Below are 16,896 nucleotides of genomic sequence, written 5' to 3'. Positions count from 1 at the left end.
CGTGACGTTTCGAATCTCGACCGAAGTTCCGGCGCCGCCCCGAAGCAGTTTTGCGGCAGTTTATGCCTTTGCTTTTGCGCGTTTGACGGCTTGCGAAGAAGTTTCTCCACGCCACGAGACTGGCACCACCATTGATATGATCCGGTCGCCGAAGCCGACGCCGTGTTTATCGCGGTCGGTACACCGTCGCGTCGCGGCGATGGTCACGCCGATCTCAGCTATGTCCATGCTGCCGCCCGAGAGATCGCGGCTGCGCTGACCGGCTTCACTGTGGTCGTTACCAAATCGACCGTGCCGGTCGGCGCCGGCCAGGCGCCGAGCGTCGCGTTGCTCAAGGAAACCCGCAGTTCCCGCAAGATCGATACAACGTTCGGCAGCCTACCCCCCAAAAGGGGTAGGGAGGGGTCGTCCATGCGAGTTATAGGATTCGCATCGGTGGGGCGCATAATGACGCATCGCAACAGGCCATGTCACCCACCATGCGACGGGGATTGCCTATGGGGCGCGTCATCATTCTCAACGAGCAAGCAAAGCCCGCCCGCGACGTCTCGGGTGCCTCACGCAGCGAATCGGCCGAGGCGCCCTTTGCGCAGAAGGCAATGAAGCATCTGCCCACGCCGGGTCGATCCGCGACCGCATGGATAGCCGTGACCATGCTCGCTATGACATGGGCTTCGGAAACCCAGTCCTCCCCGGATCACGCGCGGCACCTGGCGGATGCACAACACGCGATGGCTGCCCGCAATTTCGATTCCGGTGCAATAGCGGGTTATGGCGACTTTGGCCCCCTGCCGCCGGGCAGGAGCAGCGACGACAAATCGGTGCAGGTTGCGCAAGCAACGACCGGCAATGCAGGACAGCCTCCGGAACGGGAACACAACTGGGCGGAGACACTGTTATTGGAGCTCACGATTGCACGGCGCGACATCGAACTGCTGCAACGTCTCGCGCAGGAGCAGGATCGGGCCGAGCGACTGGAGCAGGCTCTTGCAGCGGCGCGGCGCGACGTCGAAACGCAGACCGCGCTGGCGGAGAAGGCGAGTGAGCAAGCGTCCCGGCTGAAGCAGGTGGGGGAGAGTGGCACGGCGGAGGTGCAAACCTCTTTGCAACAGGAGCGCGAGCGGTCTGCGCGGCTGCAACAGGATCTCGTGGCAGCGCGACGTGATGTCGAGACCCAGACGGCACTGGCGAATGCAAGCGAGGAAGCGTCCCGGCTGAAACAGGCTAGCGAGAGCAGCGAAGCGGAACTGCAGAAGTCCCTGCAGCAGGGGCGCGAGCGGTCCGTGCGGCTGGAGCAGGATCTTGCGGCGGCACGGCGTGATGTCGAGACCCAAACGGCACTGGCGGCGAAGGAAAGCGAGGAAGCGTCCCGGCTGAAACAAGCAAGCGAGAGCCGCGAAGCTGCACTGCAGAAGTCTCTGCAACAGGGGCGCGAGCGGTCCGTGCGGCTGGAGCAGGATCTTGCGGCGGCGCGTCGCGAGGTAGAGACCCAGACGGCACTGGCGAAAGCAAGCGAGGAAGCGTCCCGGCTGAAGCAGGCAAGCGAGAGCAGCGAAGCGGAACTGCAGAAGTCCCTACAACAGGGGCGCGAGCGGTCCGTGCGGCTGGAGCAGGATCTTGCGGCGGCGCAGCGCGAGGTAGAGACCCGGACGGCACTGGCGGCGAAAGCAAGCGAGGAAGCGTCCCGGCTGAAGCAGGCAAGCGAGAGCAGCGAAGCGGCACTGCAGAAGTCTCTGCAACAGGAGCGCGAGCGGTCGGCACGGCTGGAGCAGGATCTTGCGGCGGCGCGTCGCGACGTCGAAACTCAGACAGCACTGGTGGCAAAGGCACCCGAGGAAGTTCTGCGGGCGAAGCGGGCCGCGGAGGCTGATGCTGCCGAGCTGAGGCAATCGATGCGGAAGGAGCGCGAAAGGGCCGACGCCCTTGCGCAAGGCCTCTCGATGACGCGCAGCGCGCTGTATGCATATGAGGCTCACGCCCGCAAAGTTGAAGACGAGGCGGCCGAACTCAGACAGGCGGCTGCAAGCGGTGCGCCGTCGCCTCGCAAATCCGCACAGGACGGGCGCGATCAGACGGCGCGGCTGGAACAGGATCTCGTCACCGCACGTCGCGATCTCGATACCCAGGCTGCCTTGGCGGCCAAGGCAAGCGAGGAGGTCGCGCGGACCAGGCAGACGGCGGAGCGCGACTCGGCCTCGTTGCGCAGCTCACTGCAGCAGGAGCGGGCTCGGGCCGAACAGCTCGAGCGGGATCTCGCACTTGCGAAAAAAGTTGCACCCAATGCCGTGACGGTTGGCTCGGTCGCGCGGGACAAGCCTGCGGAAAACGCGAAGTCAGTCGCCGATCGGGCACCAGTGGCGGGCGCTCGGAGCGATGCCCAGCCCAATTCGAAGAAAGCCGCGGCAGGGGCAGCGTTGCTTGCGCGTGCGAGTGCGCTGGTCGGGCAGGGAGACATAGGCGCGGCGCGGATTGTGCTGGAGCGCGCGGTCGAGATGGGTAGCGTCCAGGCAAGCTTCTCGCTCGCCGAAACCTATGATCCCTTGATCCTGGCCAAATGGGGAACTCTTGGAACGCGCGGCGATGCGGTCAGAGCGCAAGACCTCTACGCGAAAGCCGATGCTGCAGGAATCACGGAGGCGAAAGCGCGGATTGAGGCGCTACGGCGGTAGCACCAGTTTGGGCGAACACGGAAAGTGTCCGCGACAGCCTTATTGAGCGGGAGCGCCCCGCTACATTGGCGGAGACGCTCGTTGTTGGCTCATCCACGGCCGCGTTATGACAGTTGCCCGCCGCGGCCGCGAGGCCGCGCTATACGTGGACGATTTCAATGAACGGGCCACGGCTGTTCTCGAACTTTCAAGACCCACGATAGCCATTTGGGTTTTTCATCTGCCAACGCCAATGGTCGGCACACATCTGCGTCAATGATCGCTTTGATGTCCAACCCAATAGTTTCCTCGCGACCGTCGGATCAGCATAACAGATTGCAACATCGCCGACCCTGCGCTCGTCGATCACGTAGGGAATTGGCCTGCCGCTCACGACCTCGAATGTCCGAATCACCTCCAGGACGCTATTGCCGTTTCCTGTTCCGAGATTGACGGTCAGTACGCCGGGCTCTTTCAGGTGGCTCAAAGCACTTAGATGGCCGGATGCCAGATCCACGACATGAATGAAGTCTCGGATTCCTGTGCCATCCGAAGTATCATAGTCGTTTCCCCAAATGTGTAGCTTCTCACGCTTTCCAATTGCCACTTGCGCCACGAACGGCAACAGGTTGTTCGGAACGCCCAGAGGGTCTTCACCGATGAGTCCGCTTTCATGCGCACCAACCGGATTGAAGTAGCGCAGAACACCAATCCGCCAACCGTCGTCGGATCTATAAAGATCCTTTAGTATTTCTTCGATGAAAAGCTTTGTGCGCCCGTACGGATTTGTCGGTCCGACGGGATGCTGTTCGTCCAGCGGCAGGTACACGGGAGTGCCATAAACGGTTGCGGACGAACTAAAAACGAGTTTCTTCACGCTTGCTCTCGTCATCGCTGACACCAGCCGCATCGTTCCCACGACGTTGTTCTCGTAATAGGTCATGGGCCGAACGTTGGAATCGCCCACCGCCTTCAACCCCGCGAGGTGAATAACGGCGGTCACTTCGTAAGCGCGCAGCATCTCGTAGATCGCCTCTTCGTTGCGGATGTCGGCATGTCGAAAGACGAGCGATCGTCCGCAGATGGTTTGTACACGTTCGAGAGACGCTTCGTTGCTGTTGGAGAGGTTATCGACTGCAACGACATCGAGCCCAGCGTCAAGCAACGCGACAGAGACATGGGACCCAATGTAGCCAGCGCCTCCGGTCAATAAAATCATGTCGGAGCTTTCCGTTCGGTACTTGCGCGGTCATGATCAATGCTACCAGAACCCGCGGTACTCAGATAGCTATGCTTGGTTCAGGTAGCGGCGTCCGATGCCGAACCATCTCGCGGCGCTCGCAACCCTGGTCATGCGGAATTTCCGACGAACGCTGACGGAAACTTGGCATCCGTGATGACGTCCATATGCTCGATATCGACGCTCATGTGAGGGCGCTTGGGTATTTATCGACGAGGGGTCACTCGGTGTTGAAGTAGTGGAACGGCTGAGCGTATGGGGCAAATCAATCCAAATCGCAGTGAACCTCGAAGGCTGGAGCGCCACTGGCGTCGATCCTATCCTACACAAGGTCGCGTGCGACTGGCTCAGTCCCAATCGACAGCTTCGGTGCAATTCCCCTCAAGAAACTGGGGATGCGCGAGTCCTGACAGTTGCCCGGCCTATTTGCTAAGCCGTGCTGTTCCGTTGCGCATCAGGCGGCCAATATTGGGAGTCTTCACGCGGTTTGTGGATTGATCGATCAACTCCGGTCGTACTAATCCCTCAATCTGCTTGATATCGGAAACCATCGGGAGCGAATCCGGAAATTGCTCGCTTGTATTGCCGCCGTCATTTATCGGCCGCGCCAGCGAACCGTTGTTCATCCCCCAAATTGCCGCTTGGGTCCGGTTCTGGACCCGAATCTTGCGGAGGATCGCCTTGACGTGGACCTTCACGGTCGCCTCCGCGATATCGATCTTGCGCGCTATGGACTTGTTGGAATCGCCCGCGATCAGGCATTGCATGATCGATTTTTCCCGGGGGGACAGTTGTTGCGTAATGCTGCGCTCCGTCGTGACGGTGATCGCCGGATCATTGTCGTTGCGTGGCTCTGCCCTGGCGAAGTGTTCGCTTTCAGCGAGAAGAATGGATGACATGAATGCCGGCGGGAAGATTGTTTCGCCCATCATCACCAGTTCAATGGATTTGATGAATACATCGCATGTCATGACGTCGATGAAGTAGCCGCTGGCGCCCGCCCGAAATGCCGAAACCATTTCGTCTAGCCGATAGTGATCGGCCACGAACGCAATCCGTGCTTTCGGATGCCGCTCCCGCAAGAGCTCGATTTGTTCAACCGCGGATTCGAAATCATCACCCGCATGGACAATGAGAACCAGCGATGGGTGCGATTGGAGCTTGCCCGGCGACAAATCGTCAGCGCATGACACCGACGCCAGGGTACGAAAATTTGCTGCGCTTAGAATTCTGGCAATTCCCTCTCTGATTAGAACGCTTTTCCCAACAATGAACGTTGCAAAAGATTGCCGCCTCGCCATTTTACTCTCCCAGCCATTACGCAATTGACAATATCAACACTTCGAAAGACACGGTAATCTCGGCCTTGAATTAGCGCTTTTTCGATCGATCGAGTCTTCTTCTTGGTCATCTTGTTTCTAGAAATTTGGCAGCTTCAGTCGGGTAGAGTTGTTCTCCTTTCACAACATCGAGTTGGTAGATTTACAGGTACCAAAATTAATAAGCGTTGTTGAATGTTAGATTCGAATTGCCGCTATCCCTATATACCATTGGGTATACGCCCTCCGTACGTGCGAAGAAATGTCGTTCATAATAGTAAACGTGTTCGCGGCATTCTCTGGGCGAGTTAATAGTGCGAAGTCCATCGAGCGTTGCAAAATTTCGATCGAAGCGACCGCTTGCCAGCACCTGATCCGCGCGAATTAGAGGGTGAAAAGGCCAACCGCGCTAAGCAATCCCGCAGTTCTACGGGTGCTTTCGTCTTCCAGGAATGGGTAGAGTATCTTGAGGAAGCGCGGGCAAAGGGGAAGCCTCTTCGCCTTCGGGCTTTTGCGACGCGACATTAGCCATGCTGCCTTGGTCGATATATATTGCATGCATTGGGGCATCGAGCTGGGGGAGATGAACAACGGCCGGGGGGCGGGGTTTAACATTGGGGACAGGCTGAGGACTGCCCGATGAGTATCACCGTCGTGATTGCAGATCGGCATCCTGTAGTGTTGCAGGGTTTGAGCAACGTGCTTGGGGCCCATTCCGATTTCAAGATTGTTGCATCTTGCATCGATGGTCCGGCCTGCGTCGAAGCAATTCGGAATCTAGCGCCGGACATAGCTATTCTCGACGGCTCGATGCCTGGCATGACCGGGCCGGAGATCCTCTCCCTCGTAAACGCCGAGAATCCTTCCACGCGGTTCGTCTTTTTCACCGCATCTGAAGTGGAACGTGAGCTGGTCATGTCAGCCGCCGCCGACGGTTACAGCTACATCTCAAAGGATGTGGAGCCCGAAATTCTCGTGCAGTCCTTGCGCCAGGTTGCGGGAGGCGGGCCGCTGTTGCCGCCGCCCGCTGCCGACCAGGCCGTAGGTCGTGAGCAAGCTGTAATCTCGGAGAACGCACTGGCTGTGCTGACAGACCGGGAGCGCCAGATCATGCGGTTGGTGTCCGAAGGGCTGTCGAACAAGGAAATTGGCCGACGCCTGAAGATTACGGACGGCACCATCAAGGTGCATCTTCACCACATCTTTCAGAAGCTTGAAATCAGCAACCGGACGGTACTCGCAGCCATTGCGATCTCGCAGGATGATGGTGGTGGTATCGTCCCGGAACATGAATCATTGCGGATTCGTCGTGAACGAACGTAGAGCGAGACTGGAACATCGCAGCACGAATGGGAATCACCTCGATCACGCGCAATTCGCGGCTGATCGCAGGGATGATCTTGCTGGCCCCAGATCGGTGGCATCGGCTTCTGCACGGTACGCACGGCAATGGCGGTCGGCGCGATCTGCAAATGCTTTCCGAAATAGGAGAAGATCCGTTCCTGCTGTCTGCTTGCATTGCAAAATTTGAAAAGAAGCAGTGGTCATCGCGTTCAGGGGCTGACCGCGCTGACTTGCTTGCCCCATGCCGACTGGCTTTTCATCCTGTCGCGCAGAGGTCAAGGCAGGTAAAGGTCTTCTCGAGGCCGAAACCTACTTGCCAAACTTCTCATGCAACAGCGGCCATAGCCGGTCCGGCTTGAACGGGGTCGCCGTAAAGCGGATACCGGTGGCGTTGGCGATGGCGTTGCCGAGCGCGGCGGCGACCGGGTTGTACGGGCTTTCGCTCATCGATTTGGCGCCCATTGGCCCCAGCGTGTCTGACGTATCGGCGAAGAACACATCGGTGCGGGGAATGTCGGCAAAGGATGGCAGATGATAGTCGCGGAATTTGGGATTGATGACCCGGCCGTTGTCGTCGATCACCATTTCCTCGTAGAGCGCAGCACCCAGCGATTGAGCGACCCCGCCCTCGACCTGGCCGCGGCACTGCATCGGATTGGCGACACGGCCGGCATCGGCGGCTTGCACGCTCTTCAGGACCTTGAGTTCACCGGTGTATTTGTTCACGGCGACGCGAAAGCCCTGTACATTGAAGGCGACGGAGCGCGGCGTGCCACTCGAATTGCCGCTGGCGCTGAGCATCTTGCCTAGCGCGTGCGCGGACGTGGCGAGCAAGGCAAAGGGGGTACGGCGTCCGGCACAGACCGCAGCATGGTTGTCGAGCGTGCACGCGTCCGGGTTCTCGCCCAACAATGACGCCGCGAATTGCTTCAGTTGGCCGGCCAGCGCCTCGGCCGCGGCCTGCGTCGCGCGGCCGGCGACGAAAGTCCCGGCGCTGCCATAGGCGCCGGTATCGTGGCCGCCATGTGCGGTGTCGGATTGCAGGAGACGGATACGATCGACGGTCGTCGCCAGCGCGGACGCGGCGATCTGGCAATGCACGGTGCTGGTGCCATTGCCGAATTCGGCGGTGCCGACCGTGAGGTCGAAGCCGCCATCCTCGCGCAGTGAAATGCTGCAATCGGCGAAATGACCGGCTGGCGGCACGGTGTCGATCATGGTCAGCGCGATGCCGTCCCCAGTCAGCCAGTCCGCAGAGAGCGAAGGCATCGGCGCCTCGGCGGCCAACGCGCGCTCGACCAGATCAAGGCATTGATCGAGGCCATAGCTGCCATAGAGCACGTCGTGATATTTGGATTCCGGCGGCGACAACATGGGATCGCCGGGTTTGACGACGTTGCGTCGGCGCATCTCGAACGGGCTGATGCCGAGCTGTTTTGCCAGCTCGTCGATCGCGGCCTCGACGGCGATCAGCGTCTGCGGCAGGCCGTAACCGCGAAAGGCACCTGCCGGCACGGTGTTGGTATAGGCGGCGACGCCGTCGACCTTCTTGTTCGGGCAATTATAGACGCTGATGCATTCGAGGACCGAATGAAACAGCACCGGCCCGGCATGGTTGCCATAGGCGCCGGTGTTGGAGAGTACGTCGAGCTGCAGCGCCGTGAGCTTGCCGTCCTTGTCGGCGCCTGCCTTGACGGTGACCTGCATCGGATGCCGCGTCGAGGTCGCGATGAATTGTTCTTCCCGCGTCAGTTCGAATTTGACCGGGCGGCCGGTCTTGAGCGCGGCGAGCGCAAGAATGTCCTCGACGAACATTTCCTGCTTGCCGCCGAATCCGCCGCCGACGCGCTCACAGAATACCCGCACCCTGTCCGGCGGGAGATGGAAGAGGTCGGCCAGTGTACGCCGAATGAGGAATGGCACCTGCGTGCTGGAGCGGACATTGAGGATTCCATCGGCACCGACCCAGGCGAGGCCGCCATGGGTCTCCAGCGCGGCGTGCTGCACCCGTTGCGTCGTGAACGTACCTTCAAAGGTGACCGCGGCCTGCGCCAGCGCAGCCGCGACATCGCCGAACTCGCCATGGATTTCGGCCGCGATATTGCGGCCCGCGTTCGCGACGCGGTTTTCGATTGTCTTGTCACCGTGCAGCACGGGGGCGTCAGGTGCGATCGCGGCGGCAGGACCGATCACCGCTGGCAGGACTTCATACTGAACCTCGAGCCGCCTGCAGCCTTCTTCCGCGGCGGCTTCGGTCTCGGCGATCACGGCGGCAACCTTCTGTCCGATAAAGCGGACGACATTGTCGAGCACCTTTGTATCGTCCGGGTCCATCCAGTCCCACTCGTGCCGCGCGGTCGAGAACAAGCGGTCCGGTGCGTCTTCTGACGTCAGTACGGTATGCACGCCCGGAATGGCGAGCGCGGCAGTCTTGTCGATCGCGATGATCCTGGCGTGCGGATGCGGCGAGCGCAGCATCTTGATATGGAGCATACCTTCCGGCGCGACATCGAACGTATAGCGCGCCGCGCCGCGCACCACCTGCGGTCCGGCGGGGGCAGGGAGGCTGCGGCCGAATGCGCCGCCCGCGGCGGCGTCTTCGATGTTGTTCTTGCCGTTCAGCGCATCCTCGATCGAGCGATAGCCGGTGCAGCGACAGATATTGCCTTTCAGCGCGGCGCCGAGGTCCTGCCGCTGCGCCTGGTTCAGCGATGCGCAGGTCAAGATCATGCCTGATGTGCAGAAGCCGCATTGAAAGCCCTGCGCATCCAGGAACGCCTGCTGCATCGGATGGATGCCACCATCCGGCGCAAGGCCTTCGATCGTCGTCACTGCGTGACCGTCGGCGCGGAAGGCCGGGATCAGACAACTATGCACCGGCTCGCCGTCGATCAGCACGGTGCAGGCGCCGCAATCGCCGGCGTCGCAGCCCTTCTTGACGCCGAAATGCCCGAGTTCGCGCAGGAACGTCCGCAGGCACTGCCCGGCTCGCGGGGATTCGGAAAACTCCTTGCCGTTGATCTGGAACGTCATGCGTAGGCCGTGTCCTGCAATTCGACGCGGATTTCTTCCGCAAGCCGCAGCGTCATATGCTTGCGCCATATTGGCTTGCCGTGAACGTCGTCGTGATAGAGATCGTCGGCAGTGCGCTGCAAAATCGCTTCGCCCAATTCTTTGCTGTTCGGGATTCCCTCAAAAGACAATCGAACAGGCCGCTTGGTCGATGCCGTTATCGTCAGCGCCAATCGACCGTCGCGGGTCACGCTGCCGATCAGCAGCGCCGCCGAGCGGCCGATCGGCGTCAGCGAAATCTGGCGGAACGCCGAGCGCCGCCTCAAGGCCGCAAGCGGGATCTCGATTTGCCGCAACAGATCGCCCGGCGCGAGTACGTTACGCTGATCGCCGGTGACGAAATCGGCGACGGGAATTTTCCGCTCGCCGCCGCCGGCCTGCCAGATCGTGCAGACACCGTCGAGCGCCGAGCTGAGAGAGATCATCGGCCCCGCCGGCAGCGACATGCAGATGTTGCCGCCGACGGTGGCCGTCTTCCAGATCTTGAAGGAGGCGAGAAACGCGCTGCAGCACTGGTTGATCAGCGGCGAGGCGATCCATTCCGGCGGGCAGGCCAGCGCATCGAGCTGCGCCACTGTGCAGGTCGCCGCGATTGAAAGTCCGGTCTCACTGATGGCCAGCGCCGGCCATTTCAGGTCGGTAAGATCGGTCAGCCGCGTCAGATGGGCCTGCGGTTCCGAGAACAGCCAGGTCCCGCCGGCGAGCCAAGCATCGCCTGCCGTCCAAACGGGCAATTGATCCCGCGTCGTCGGATGGACAACCGCGGCAACGGTGTTCAGGTCCATGGATACACCAACGCTTTCAAATAGACGCATCTCCGGCTATGAAGTCTTGCAAGTCCAGCGCCAAATTGCCATTCGGTTGGGAAGGGTCCTTGCAAGACAGTCCTTGCAAGAGGATGGCGTTCGCGACCACGCCTTCGCAAATCAGGTGGGATTATGGACCAAACGCAGGCGATCTGGATCAGGGATCCCCTTTCTATTCTCGCTGACGACGCCGGGCGCGGTCTCGTGGTCCGTGGCGGCAAGATCGTCGAGGTCGTGCCGCGCGGTCGGGAACCAGCGACCGCCAACGCCACCGTATATGACGCCAGCGCCCACGTTGTGCTGCCCGGCTTGATCAACACCCATCATCATTTCTACCAGACGCTGACCCGGGCGCTGCCGGCGGCGCTCGATCGCGAATTGTTTCCGTGGTTACAGGCACTCTATCCGGTCTGGGCGCGGCTGACGCCGGAATCGCTCCACCTGGGTGTCACCGTAGCGATGTCGGAACTGCTGCTGTCGGGCTGCACCACCACGACCGATCACCATTATGTGTTTCCGGCCGGGCTCGAGGACGCCCTCGACATCGAGGTCGCCGCCGCGCAGCGGCTCGGCATCCGCGTGCTGTTGACGCGCGGCTCGATGAACCGCTCGCAGAAGGATGGCGGGCTGCCGCCCGACAGCGTGGTGCAGGACGCGGATACGATTTTGGCGGACAGCGAACGCGTGGTGGCGAAGCACCATCAGCGCGGTGAGGACGCGATGGTGCAGATCGCGCTGGCGCCATGCTCGCCGTTTTCAGTGACGACCTCGCTGATGCGCGCGACCGCCGCACTTGCTGACAAGCTCGACGTCCCCCTGCATACACATCTGGCCGAGACCGAGGACGAGAACAAGTTCTGCGAGCAGATGCATGGCTGCCGCCCGCTGGACTATCTCGAACAGTGCGGCTGGCTCAATGCCCGGACCTGGCTGGCCCACGGCATCTTCTTCAACCCGGACGAAATGAAGCGGCTCGGCAAGGCCAGGATCGCCATCAGCCATTGCGCCTGCAGCAACCAGGTTTTGGCGTCGGGCTGCTGTCCGGTCTGCGAGATGGAGGAGGCGGGGGTTTCGATCGGGCTTGGCGTCGACGGCTCGGCGTCCAACGATGAATCCAACCTGATGCAGGAAGTCCGCGCGGCGTTCCTGCTGCAGCGGGCGCGCTACGGCGTTTCCCGCGTCAGCCACAAGGACGCGCTACGCTGGGCCACCAAGGGATCGGCGGCTTGCATCGGCCGCCCCGAGCTCGGCGAGATCGCAGTCGGCAAGGCCGCCGACCTCGCGCTGTTCAAGCTCGACGAGCTACGCTTCTCCGGCCACGGCGATCCGCTGGCGGCACTGGTGCTATGCGGCGCGCATCGGGCCGACCGGGTAATGGTCGGCGGCAAATGGGTTGTGACGGACGGCGCGATCCCAGGTCTCGACCTGTCAGACCTGATCCGCCGCCACAGCGCCGCCGCGCGCGCGATGCATCAGGGGTAAGGATTCCCCGATGTGCTGTTGCACATCTGAGGCCTGCCCCAAGAGGCGCATCCGGGAATGACGAGCAGAGATTTGCGATGGTCGATTTCTAACTAGATCTTGCGTTTTCGGATGGTGCGAGGCCCCATTGCTACTTTGCATGGGGTTGTTTTCGCAGTTTTGCTGTCCGTCGAAGCGATCCGACCTCTCCCCGCAAAAGGGCGGAGAGAGGTAACAGCGACGTGCAGTCCTCACTTCCCGGGAATCTTCTCGTCGATACCCTTCACGTAGAAGTTCATGCCGAGCACCTGGCCATCGTCGAGATGGGTACCGCCCTTGCATTCGACTTCCTTGCCGTCCTGGCCGACGATCGGACATTTGAACGGCTGCAGCTTGCCTTCGGTGATGGCGGCTTCGGTGTCCATCGCCAGCTTCTTCACGTCGTCGGGCATGTTGGTGTAGGGCGCCATGACGACGAGCTTGCTCTTCAGGCCGCCCCAGAAATCTTCCGACTTCCAGGTGCCGTCGAGCTCCGCCTTGACGCGCTGGATGTAGTAGGGGCCCCAATTGTTCATGGTCGAGGTGAGCTGCGCCTTCGGGCCGAACTTGATCATTTCGGAATCCTGGCCGAACGCCAGCTTGCCGCGCTCGGCGGCGACCTGCATCGCGGCAGGGCTATCGGTGTGCTGCATGATGATGTCGGCGCCCTGGTCGATTAGCGCCTTGGCGGCGTCGGCTTCCTTGCCGGGATCGAACCAGGTGTTGGCCCAGATGATCTTGACCTTGATGTTGGGATTGATCGTCTGCGCGCCGAGCATGGTGGCGTTGATGCCGGAGATCACTTCGGGAATCGGGAACGAGGCGATATAGCCGAGCACGCCTGATTTCGACATCTTGGCGGCGATGACGCCCTGGATGTAGCGGCCCTCATAGAACCGCCCCGAATAGGTCGACAAGTTCTTGTCGCGCTTGTAGCCGGTGGCGTGCTCGAAGTGCACGTTCGGATATTTCTTGGCGACCTTCAGCGTCGGCTCCATGTAGCCGAACGACGTGGTGAAGATCAGCTTGTTGCCGGCGCGCGCCAGTTGCTCGATCGAGCGTTCGGAGTCCGGGCCTTCACTGACGTTCTCCAGAAACGTGGTTTCGACCTTGTCGCCGAATTCTTTGAGCATGGCGAGGCGTCCAAGGTCGTGCTGATAGGTCCAGCCGAGATCGCCGACCGGTCCGAGATAGATGAACCCGACCTTGAGTTTGTCGGCGGCGGCAGCGCCGAACAGGCCTGCTCCGGTAACGAGCATCGCTGCAGTCGCCGCGATGAGAATCTTTTTCATGGAATTCTCCGTTTTACTGACGGGTGGACGGTCTCTCCCGCTGCGCGGCGCCCCGTCGCGCGCGCTTCGGGCATGTTTACCGGTCGGGCACGAACACGGTCCCGAGCGCCGCAGGCGCGGTCGAGCCGCCAGTTCGTGCACGTGAAATCAGGACTAGGACAATGACGGTCGCGAGATAGGGCAACGCCGACATCAATTGCGATGGCACGCCGACGCCCCAGCCCTGCGCATGCAGCTGCAGGATCGTTACCGCGCCGAACAGATAGGCGCCGATCACGAGGCGTCCCGGCAGCCATGACGCGAACACGACCAGTGCCAGCGCGATCCATCCGCGCCCGGCCGTCATGCCTGGAATGAAGAACGGCGTGTAGGCGAGCGGCAGATAGGCGCCGGCGAGGCCTGCGCAGGCGCCGCCGAACATCACCGCGAACATCCGGATCCTGAGCACGGGATAACCGAGCGCGTGCGCGGAAGCGTGATTGTCGCCTGCGGCCCGCAGGATCAGGCCGGCCCGCGTCCTGTAAAGGAAGAACCAGACGCCGGCGACCAGTGCCAGCGAGAGGTATACGAAGGCGTCCTCACCGAACAAAATGCGCCCGATCAGCGGGATATCGGTGAGGCCGGGAATATAAAGATGCGGCGCCAGCGAAATCTTTTCGCCGACGAAGCGGGAGCCGATCAGGCCGGAAAGGCCGATTCCGAGAATGGTCAGGGCGAGGCCGGTGGCGACCTGGTTGACCGCAAGTCCCAGCGTCATCAGCGCGAAGACCAGCGACATCAGCACGCCGGCGGCGATGCCGCACAGCGTGCCGATGGTGACCGAGCCGGAGAGCCAGGCGCCGCCGAAGCCGCAGGCCGCGCCGACGATCATCATGCCCTCGACGCCGAGGTTGAGCACGCCGGAGCGTTCGGTCACGAGTTCGCCGGTCGCAGCCAGCAGCAGCGGCGTGGAGGCCGCCAGCACCGCAAGGATGATGGCCTCAATGAGCCCCACTGGACACCTTTGGCGACGCGAAAATGAGCTTGAACCGGTAGAGGATGAGGGAATCGCAGGCGAGCACGTAGAACAGCAGAATGCCCTGGAAGACCTTGGTAACGTCCAACGGGATTTTCATTGCGATCTGCGCCTGCTCGCCGCCGATGAAGGTGAGTGCCAGGAAAAGGCCTGCAATTAATATTCCAACCGGGTTCAGCCGCCCCAGGAACGCGACGATGATCGCGGTGAAACCGTAGCCGGGCGAGATCCCGGGCTGCAGATGTCCGACGGGGCCTGCGACCTCGATGATCCCGGCAAGGCCTGCCAGCGCGCCCGAAATCGCGAAGGTCAGCAGGATCAATTGGTTGGAGTTGAAACCACCGAAGCGCGCAGCGCGCGGGGCGGCGCCGACGACGCGGATTTCAAACCCCTTGATGGTTTTGCCGAGCAGCACCGCGCCTGCGGCGACCACCACGAGCGCAATGACGCCGCCAAGATGCAGCCGGCCGCCCTCGATCAGCACCGGCACGGTAGCGACCGGATCGAACTCGGCCGTGGTCGGGAAGTTGAAGCCTTTCGGGTCGCGCCACGGACCGCGCACGAGGTAATCGAGCAAGAGATCGGCGACATAGACCAGCATCAGGCTGGTGAGGATTTCGCTGGCGCCGAACCTGACCTTGCAGATCGCCGGTATCAGGGCGTACAGCGCGCCGCCGATTGCAGCCAGCAGCATCATCGCCGGCAATACCCACGGGCCGGCGTCGGTGCCCTGCGTCTTCACCGCAAGCCAGCTTCCGGCAACGGCGCCGATCAGGAATTGTCCTTCGGCGCCGATGTTCCAGGCGTTGGCGAGGTAGCAGAGCGACAGGCCGATCGCGATCATCACCAGCGGCGTCGCCTTCACCGCGATTTCCTGCAGCGAATAGCTGTCGGTCAGGGGATCGATGAAATAGACACCGAGCGCGGTGATCGGGTTCTTGCCGAGGATCGCAAACAGGATGCTCATGGTCACGAGCGTCAGGCCGATCGCGATCAGCGGCGAAATCAGCGCGATCGTGTTCGATCGCTCGGCGCGCTTTTCAAGCACCAACTGCATGCGCCGCTTCCTTCTGCTCCAGCGTGCTACCGCCCATCAGCAGGCCCAGTTTCTCGCGGCTCGCATCGGCGGTTGGCATCGGCTCCGACAGATGGCCGTGGAACATCACGGCGATGCGGTCGGTGATTTCAGCGAGTTCATCGAGGTCCTGGCTCGTCACCAGCACCGCGGCGCCGCCGGTGGCGAGATCCAGCAGGGCCTGCCGGATCACGGCGGCGGCGCCCGCGTCGACGCCCCAGGTCGGTTGGCTCACGACGAGGACCACCGGGTTGCGCAGGATTTCGCGGCCGACGATGAATTTCTGCAGATTGCCGCCGGAGAGGCTGGCGGCTTCCGGATCGCGCTTGGCCTTGCGCACGTCGAAGGTTTCGGTGGCGCGGTCGACAGTCTTCAGGGTCGCGGCGGTATTGACGAAGCCGTGCCGGACCATGCCGCTCGCGGCGTGGCCGGTCAGCAGCGCGTTTTCCGAAAGTTTCATGCGCGGCGCGGTGCCGTGGCCGAGCCGCTCCTCGGGAACGAAGGCCGCCCCAAGCTTGCGCCGCTGCGTGATCGAAAGGTGCCCCGCGGCATGCCCGTCTATGACAATTGTGCCGGGGTCTCGTGCCAGCCGTTCTCCCGACAAGGCGGCAAAAAGCTCGTCCTGACCGTTGCCGGCGACACCGGCGATGCCCAGGATTTCGCCGCCTTTGAGCTCGAAGGAGATGTTCCGAAGCCGCACACCGTGCGGATCGTCCGGCTCGAGGCTGAGGTCGTTGACGACAAGTCGCGGCACGGTGGTTTTCCGGTTGGCGGGCGCCTTCACTTCCTTGATCTCGCCGCCGACCATCATCCGCGCGAGCGAAGCCGCTGTTTCTGCCCTGGGATTGCAGGTCGAAACCTTTTTGCCGCCGCGCAGGATGGTGGCGGTGTCGCAAAGGCGCTTCACTTCTTCCAGCTTGTGGCTGATGTAGAGGATGGCACGGCCCTCAGCTTTCAGGCGATTGAGCACGACGAAGAGCTGGTCGGCTTCCTGCGGCGTCAGCACCGCGGTCGGCTCGTCGAGGATCAGGAATTTCGGATTCTGCATCAGCGCACGCACGATCTCGATGCGCTGGCGTTCACCCACGGACAATTGCCAGACCTCGCGTTTGGGATCGAGCGGAAGCCCGTAAACATGGGATACTTGCTCAAGGCGCGCCGACATGTCCTTGAAGGATTCCTTGCCGTCGAGCCCGAGCGCGACGTTTTCCGCCACCGTAAGATTGTCGAACAGCGAGAAGTGCTGGAACACCATGCCGATGCCGCGGCTGCGGGCTTCCGATGGTCCGGAGAGAACCATCTTCTCGCCCTGCCAGCGCATTTCGCCTTCGCTCGGCTGGATCAATCCGTAGATGGTTTTGACGAGCGTCGATTTGCCCGCGCCGTTTTCGCCGAGCAACGCGTGTATCTGCTGCGGCCAGATATCGATATCGATCGCCTCATTGGCGAGGAAGCTGCCATAGCGCTTGGTCAGGCCAACCGTCCGGAGCAGCGGCGTGGCACCGGTGTTCAGCTCGGCAGGCGTCGAATTCAGCATTCGTTGTCACGGTCAAGAGGAACGGATACCTCAATACTGAGCTAGTTT

The 16,896-nt window shown here is 61.7% G+C and carries 11 protein-coding genes and 1 pseudogene; 4 read left to right on the top strand and 8 right to left on the bottom strand.

Features of this window, described 5'->3' with window-relative positions; all coding sequences use genetic code 11:
* Positions 1-141: 141 nt before the first annotated feature.
* Positions 142-603 (top strand): annotated as a pseudogene (locus V1293_RS36140) (hypothetical protein); the annotation flags it as partial.
* Complete coding sequence (locus tag V1293_RS10165) at positions 498-2,669, top strand: hypothetical protein (protein ID WP_334509025.1); 2,172 nt, start codon at positions 498-500, stop codon at positions 2,667-2,669. The pseudogene V1293_RS36140 and the gene V1293_RS10165, both read left to right, overlap by 106 nt.
* Before the next feature lie 187 nt (positions 2,670-2,856).
* Here the strand turns inward: V1293_RS10165 and galE are convergent, their stop codons facing one another.
* On the bottom strand, positions 2,857-3,867 hold the full coding sequence (galE, locus tag V1293_RS10160; protein WP_334509024.1) for a UDP-glucose 4-epimerase GalE: 1,011 nt from the start codon (positions 3,865-3,867) through the stop codon (positions 2,857-2,859).
* Between the two features lie 443 nt (positions 3,868-4,310).
* Positions 4,311-5,189, bottom strand: coding sequence for a response regulator transcription factor (locus tag V1293_RS10155; protein ID WP_334509023.1), 879 nt, complete (start codon positions 5,187-5,189; stop codon positions 4,311-4,313).
* Between the two features lie 657 nt (positions 5,190-5,846).
* Here V1293_RS10155 and V1293_RS10150 point away from each other — a divergent pair.
* Positions 5,847-6,530 carry a response regulator transcription factor gene (locus tag V1293_RS10150; protein ID WP_334509021.1) on the top strand — a complete coding sequence of 228 codons (684 nt, stop codon included), beginning with the start codon at positions 5,847-5,849 and terminating at the stop codon, positions 6,528-6,530.
* Between the two features lie 330 nt (positions 6,531-6,860).
* Here the strand turns inward: V1293_RS10150 and V1293_RS10145 are convergent, their stop codons facing one another.
* Together V1293_RS10145 and V1293_RS10140 are read right to left on the bottom strand one after the other, a co-directional pair.
* A complete protein-coding gene (locus V1293_RS10145) occupies positions 6,861-9,584 on the bottom strand; it encodes a molybdopterin-dependent oxidoreductase (RefSeq protein WP_334509019.1) in 2,724 nt (907 codons plus the stop codon).
* Positions 9,581-10,408 carry an FAD binding domain-containing protein gene (locus tag V1293_RS10140; RefSeq protein WP_334509017.1) on the bottom strand — a complete coding sequence of 276 codons (828 nt, stop codon included), beginning with the start codon at positions 10,406-10,408 and terminating at the stop codon, positions 9,581-9,583. The genes V1293_RS10145 and V1293_RS10140 overlap by 4 nt, the downstream gene beginning before the upstream one ends.
* A gap of 153 nt (positions 10,409-10,561) precedes the next feature.
* Between V1293_RS10140 and V1293_RS10135 the strand changes: the two genes are divergently transcribed.
* On the top strand, positions 10,562-11,911 hold the full coding sequence (locus V1293_RS10135) for an 8-oxoguanine deaminase (RefSeq protein ID WP_334509015.1): 1,350 nt from the start codon (positions 10,562-10,564) through the stop codon (positions 11,909-11,911).
* A 230-nt stretch (positions 11,912-12,141) separates the two neighbouring features.
* On the opposite strand, the gene V1293_RS10130 is transcribed toward V1293_RS10135, so the two are convergent.
* From V1293_RS10130 to V1293_RS10115, 4 genes are all read right to left on the bottom strand, one after another.
* A complete protein-coding gene (locus V1293_RS10130; protein ID WP_334509012.1) occupies positions 12,142-13,221 on the bottom strand; it encodes a BMP family ABC transporter substrate-binding protein in 1,080 nt (359 codons plus the stop codon).
* 76 nt (positions 13,222-13,297) lie between these two features.
* Positions 13,298-14,215 carry an ABC transporter permease gene (locus V1293_RS10125; RefSeq protein ID WP_334509009.1) on the bottom strand — a complete coding sequence of 306 codons (918 nt, stop codon included), beginning with the start codon at positions 14,213-14,215 and terminating at the stop codon, positions 13,298-13,300.
* The gene (locus V1293_RS10120; protein ID WP_334509006.1) at positions 14,202-15,293 is read right to left on the bottom strand and encodes an ABC transporter permease; all 1,092 of its coding nucleotides are present in this window, start codon (positions 15,291-15,293) and stop codon (positions 14,202-14,204) included. The genes V1293_RS10125 and V1293_RS10120 overlap by 14 nt, the downstream gene beginning before the upstream one ends.
* Positions 15,277-16,848 (bottom strand): ABC transporter ATP-binding protein, encoded by a 1,572-nt coding sequence (locus V1293_RS10115; RefSeq protein ID WP_334509004.1) that lies wholly within the window; start codon positions 16,846-16,848, stop codon positions 15,277-15,279. Before V1293_RS10115 ends, V1293_RS10120 begins: the two co-directional genes overlap by 17 nt.
* Positions 16,849-16,896 lie beyond the last annotated feature (48 nt).

This window comes from Bradyrhizobium sp. AZCC 1693, assembly GCF_036924745.1.
GTDB lineage: Bacteria > Pseudomonadota > Alphaproteobacteria > Rhizobiales > Xanthobacteraceae > Bradyrhizobium.
Note: the sequence above shows the minus strand (reverse complement) of the source record. Positions and strands in the feature narration are given on the sequence as shown.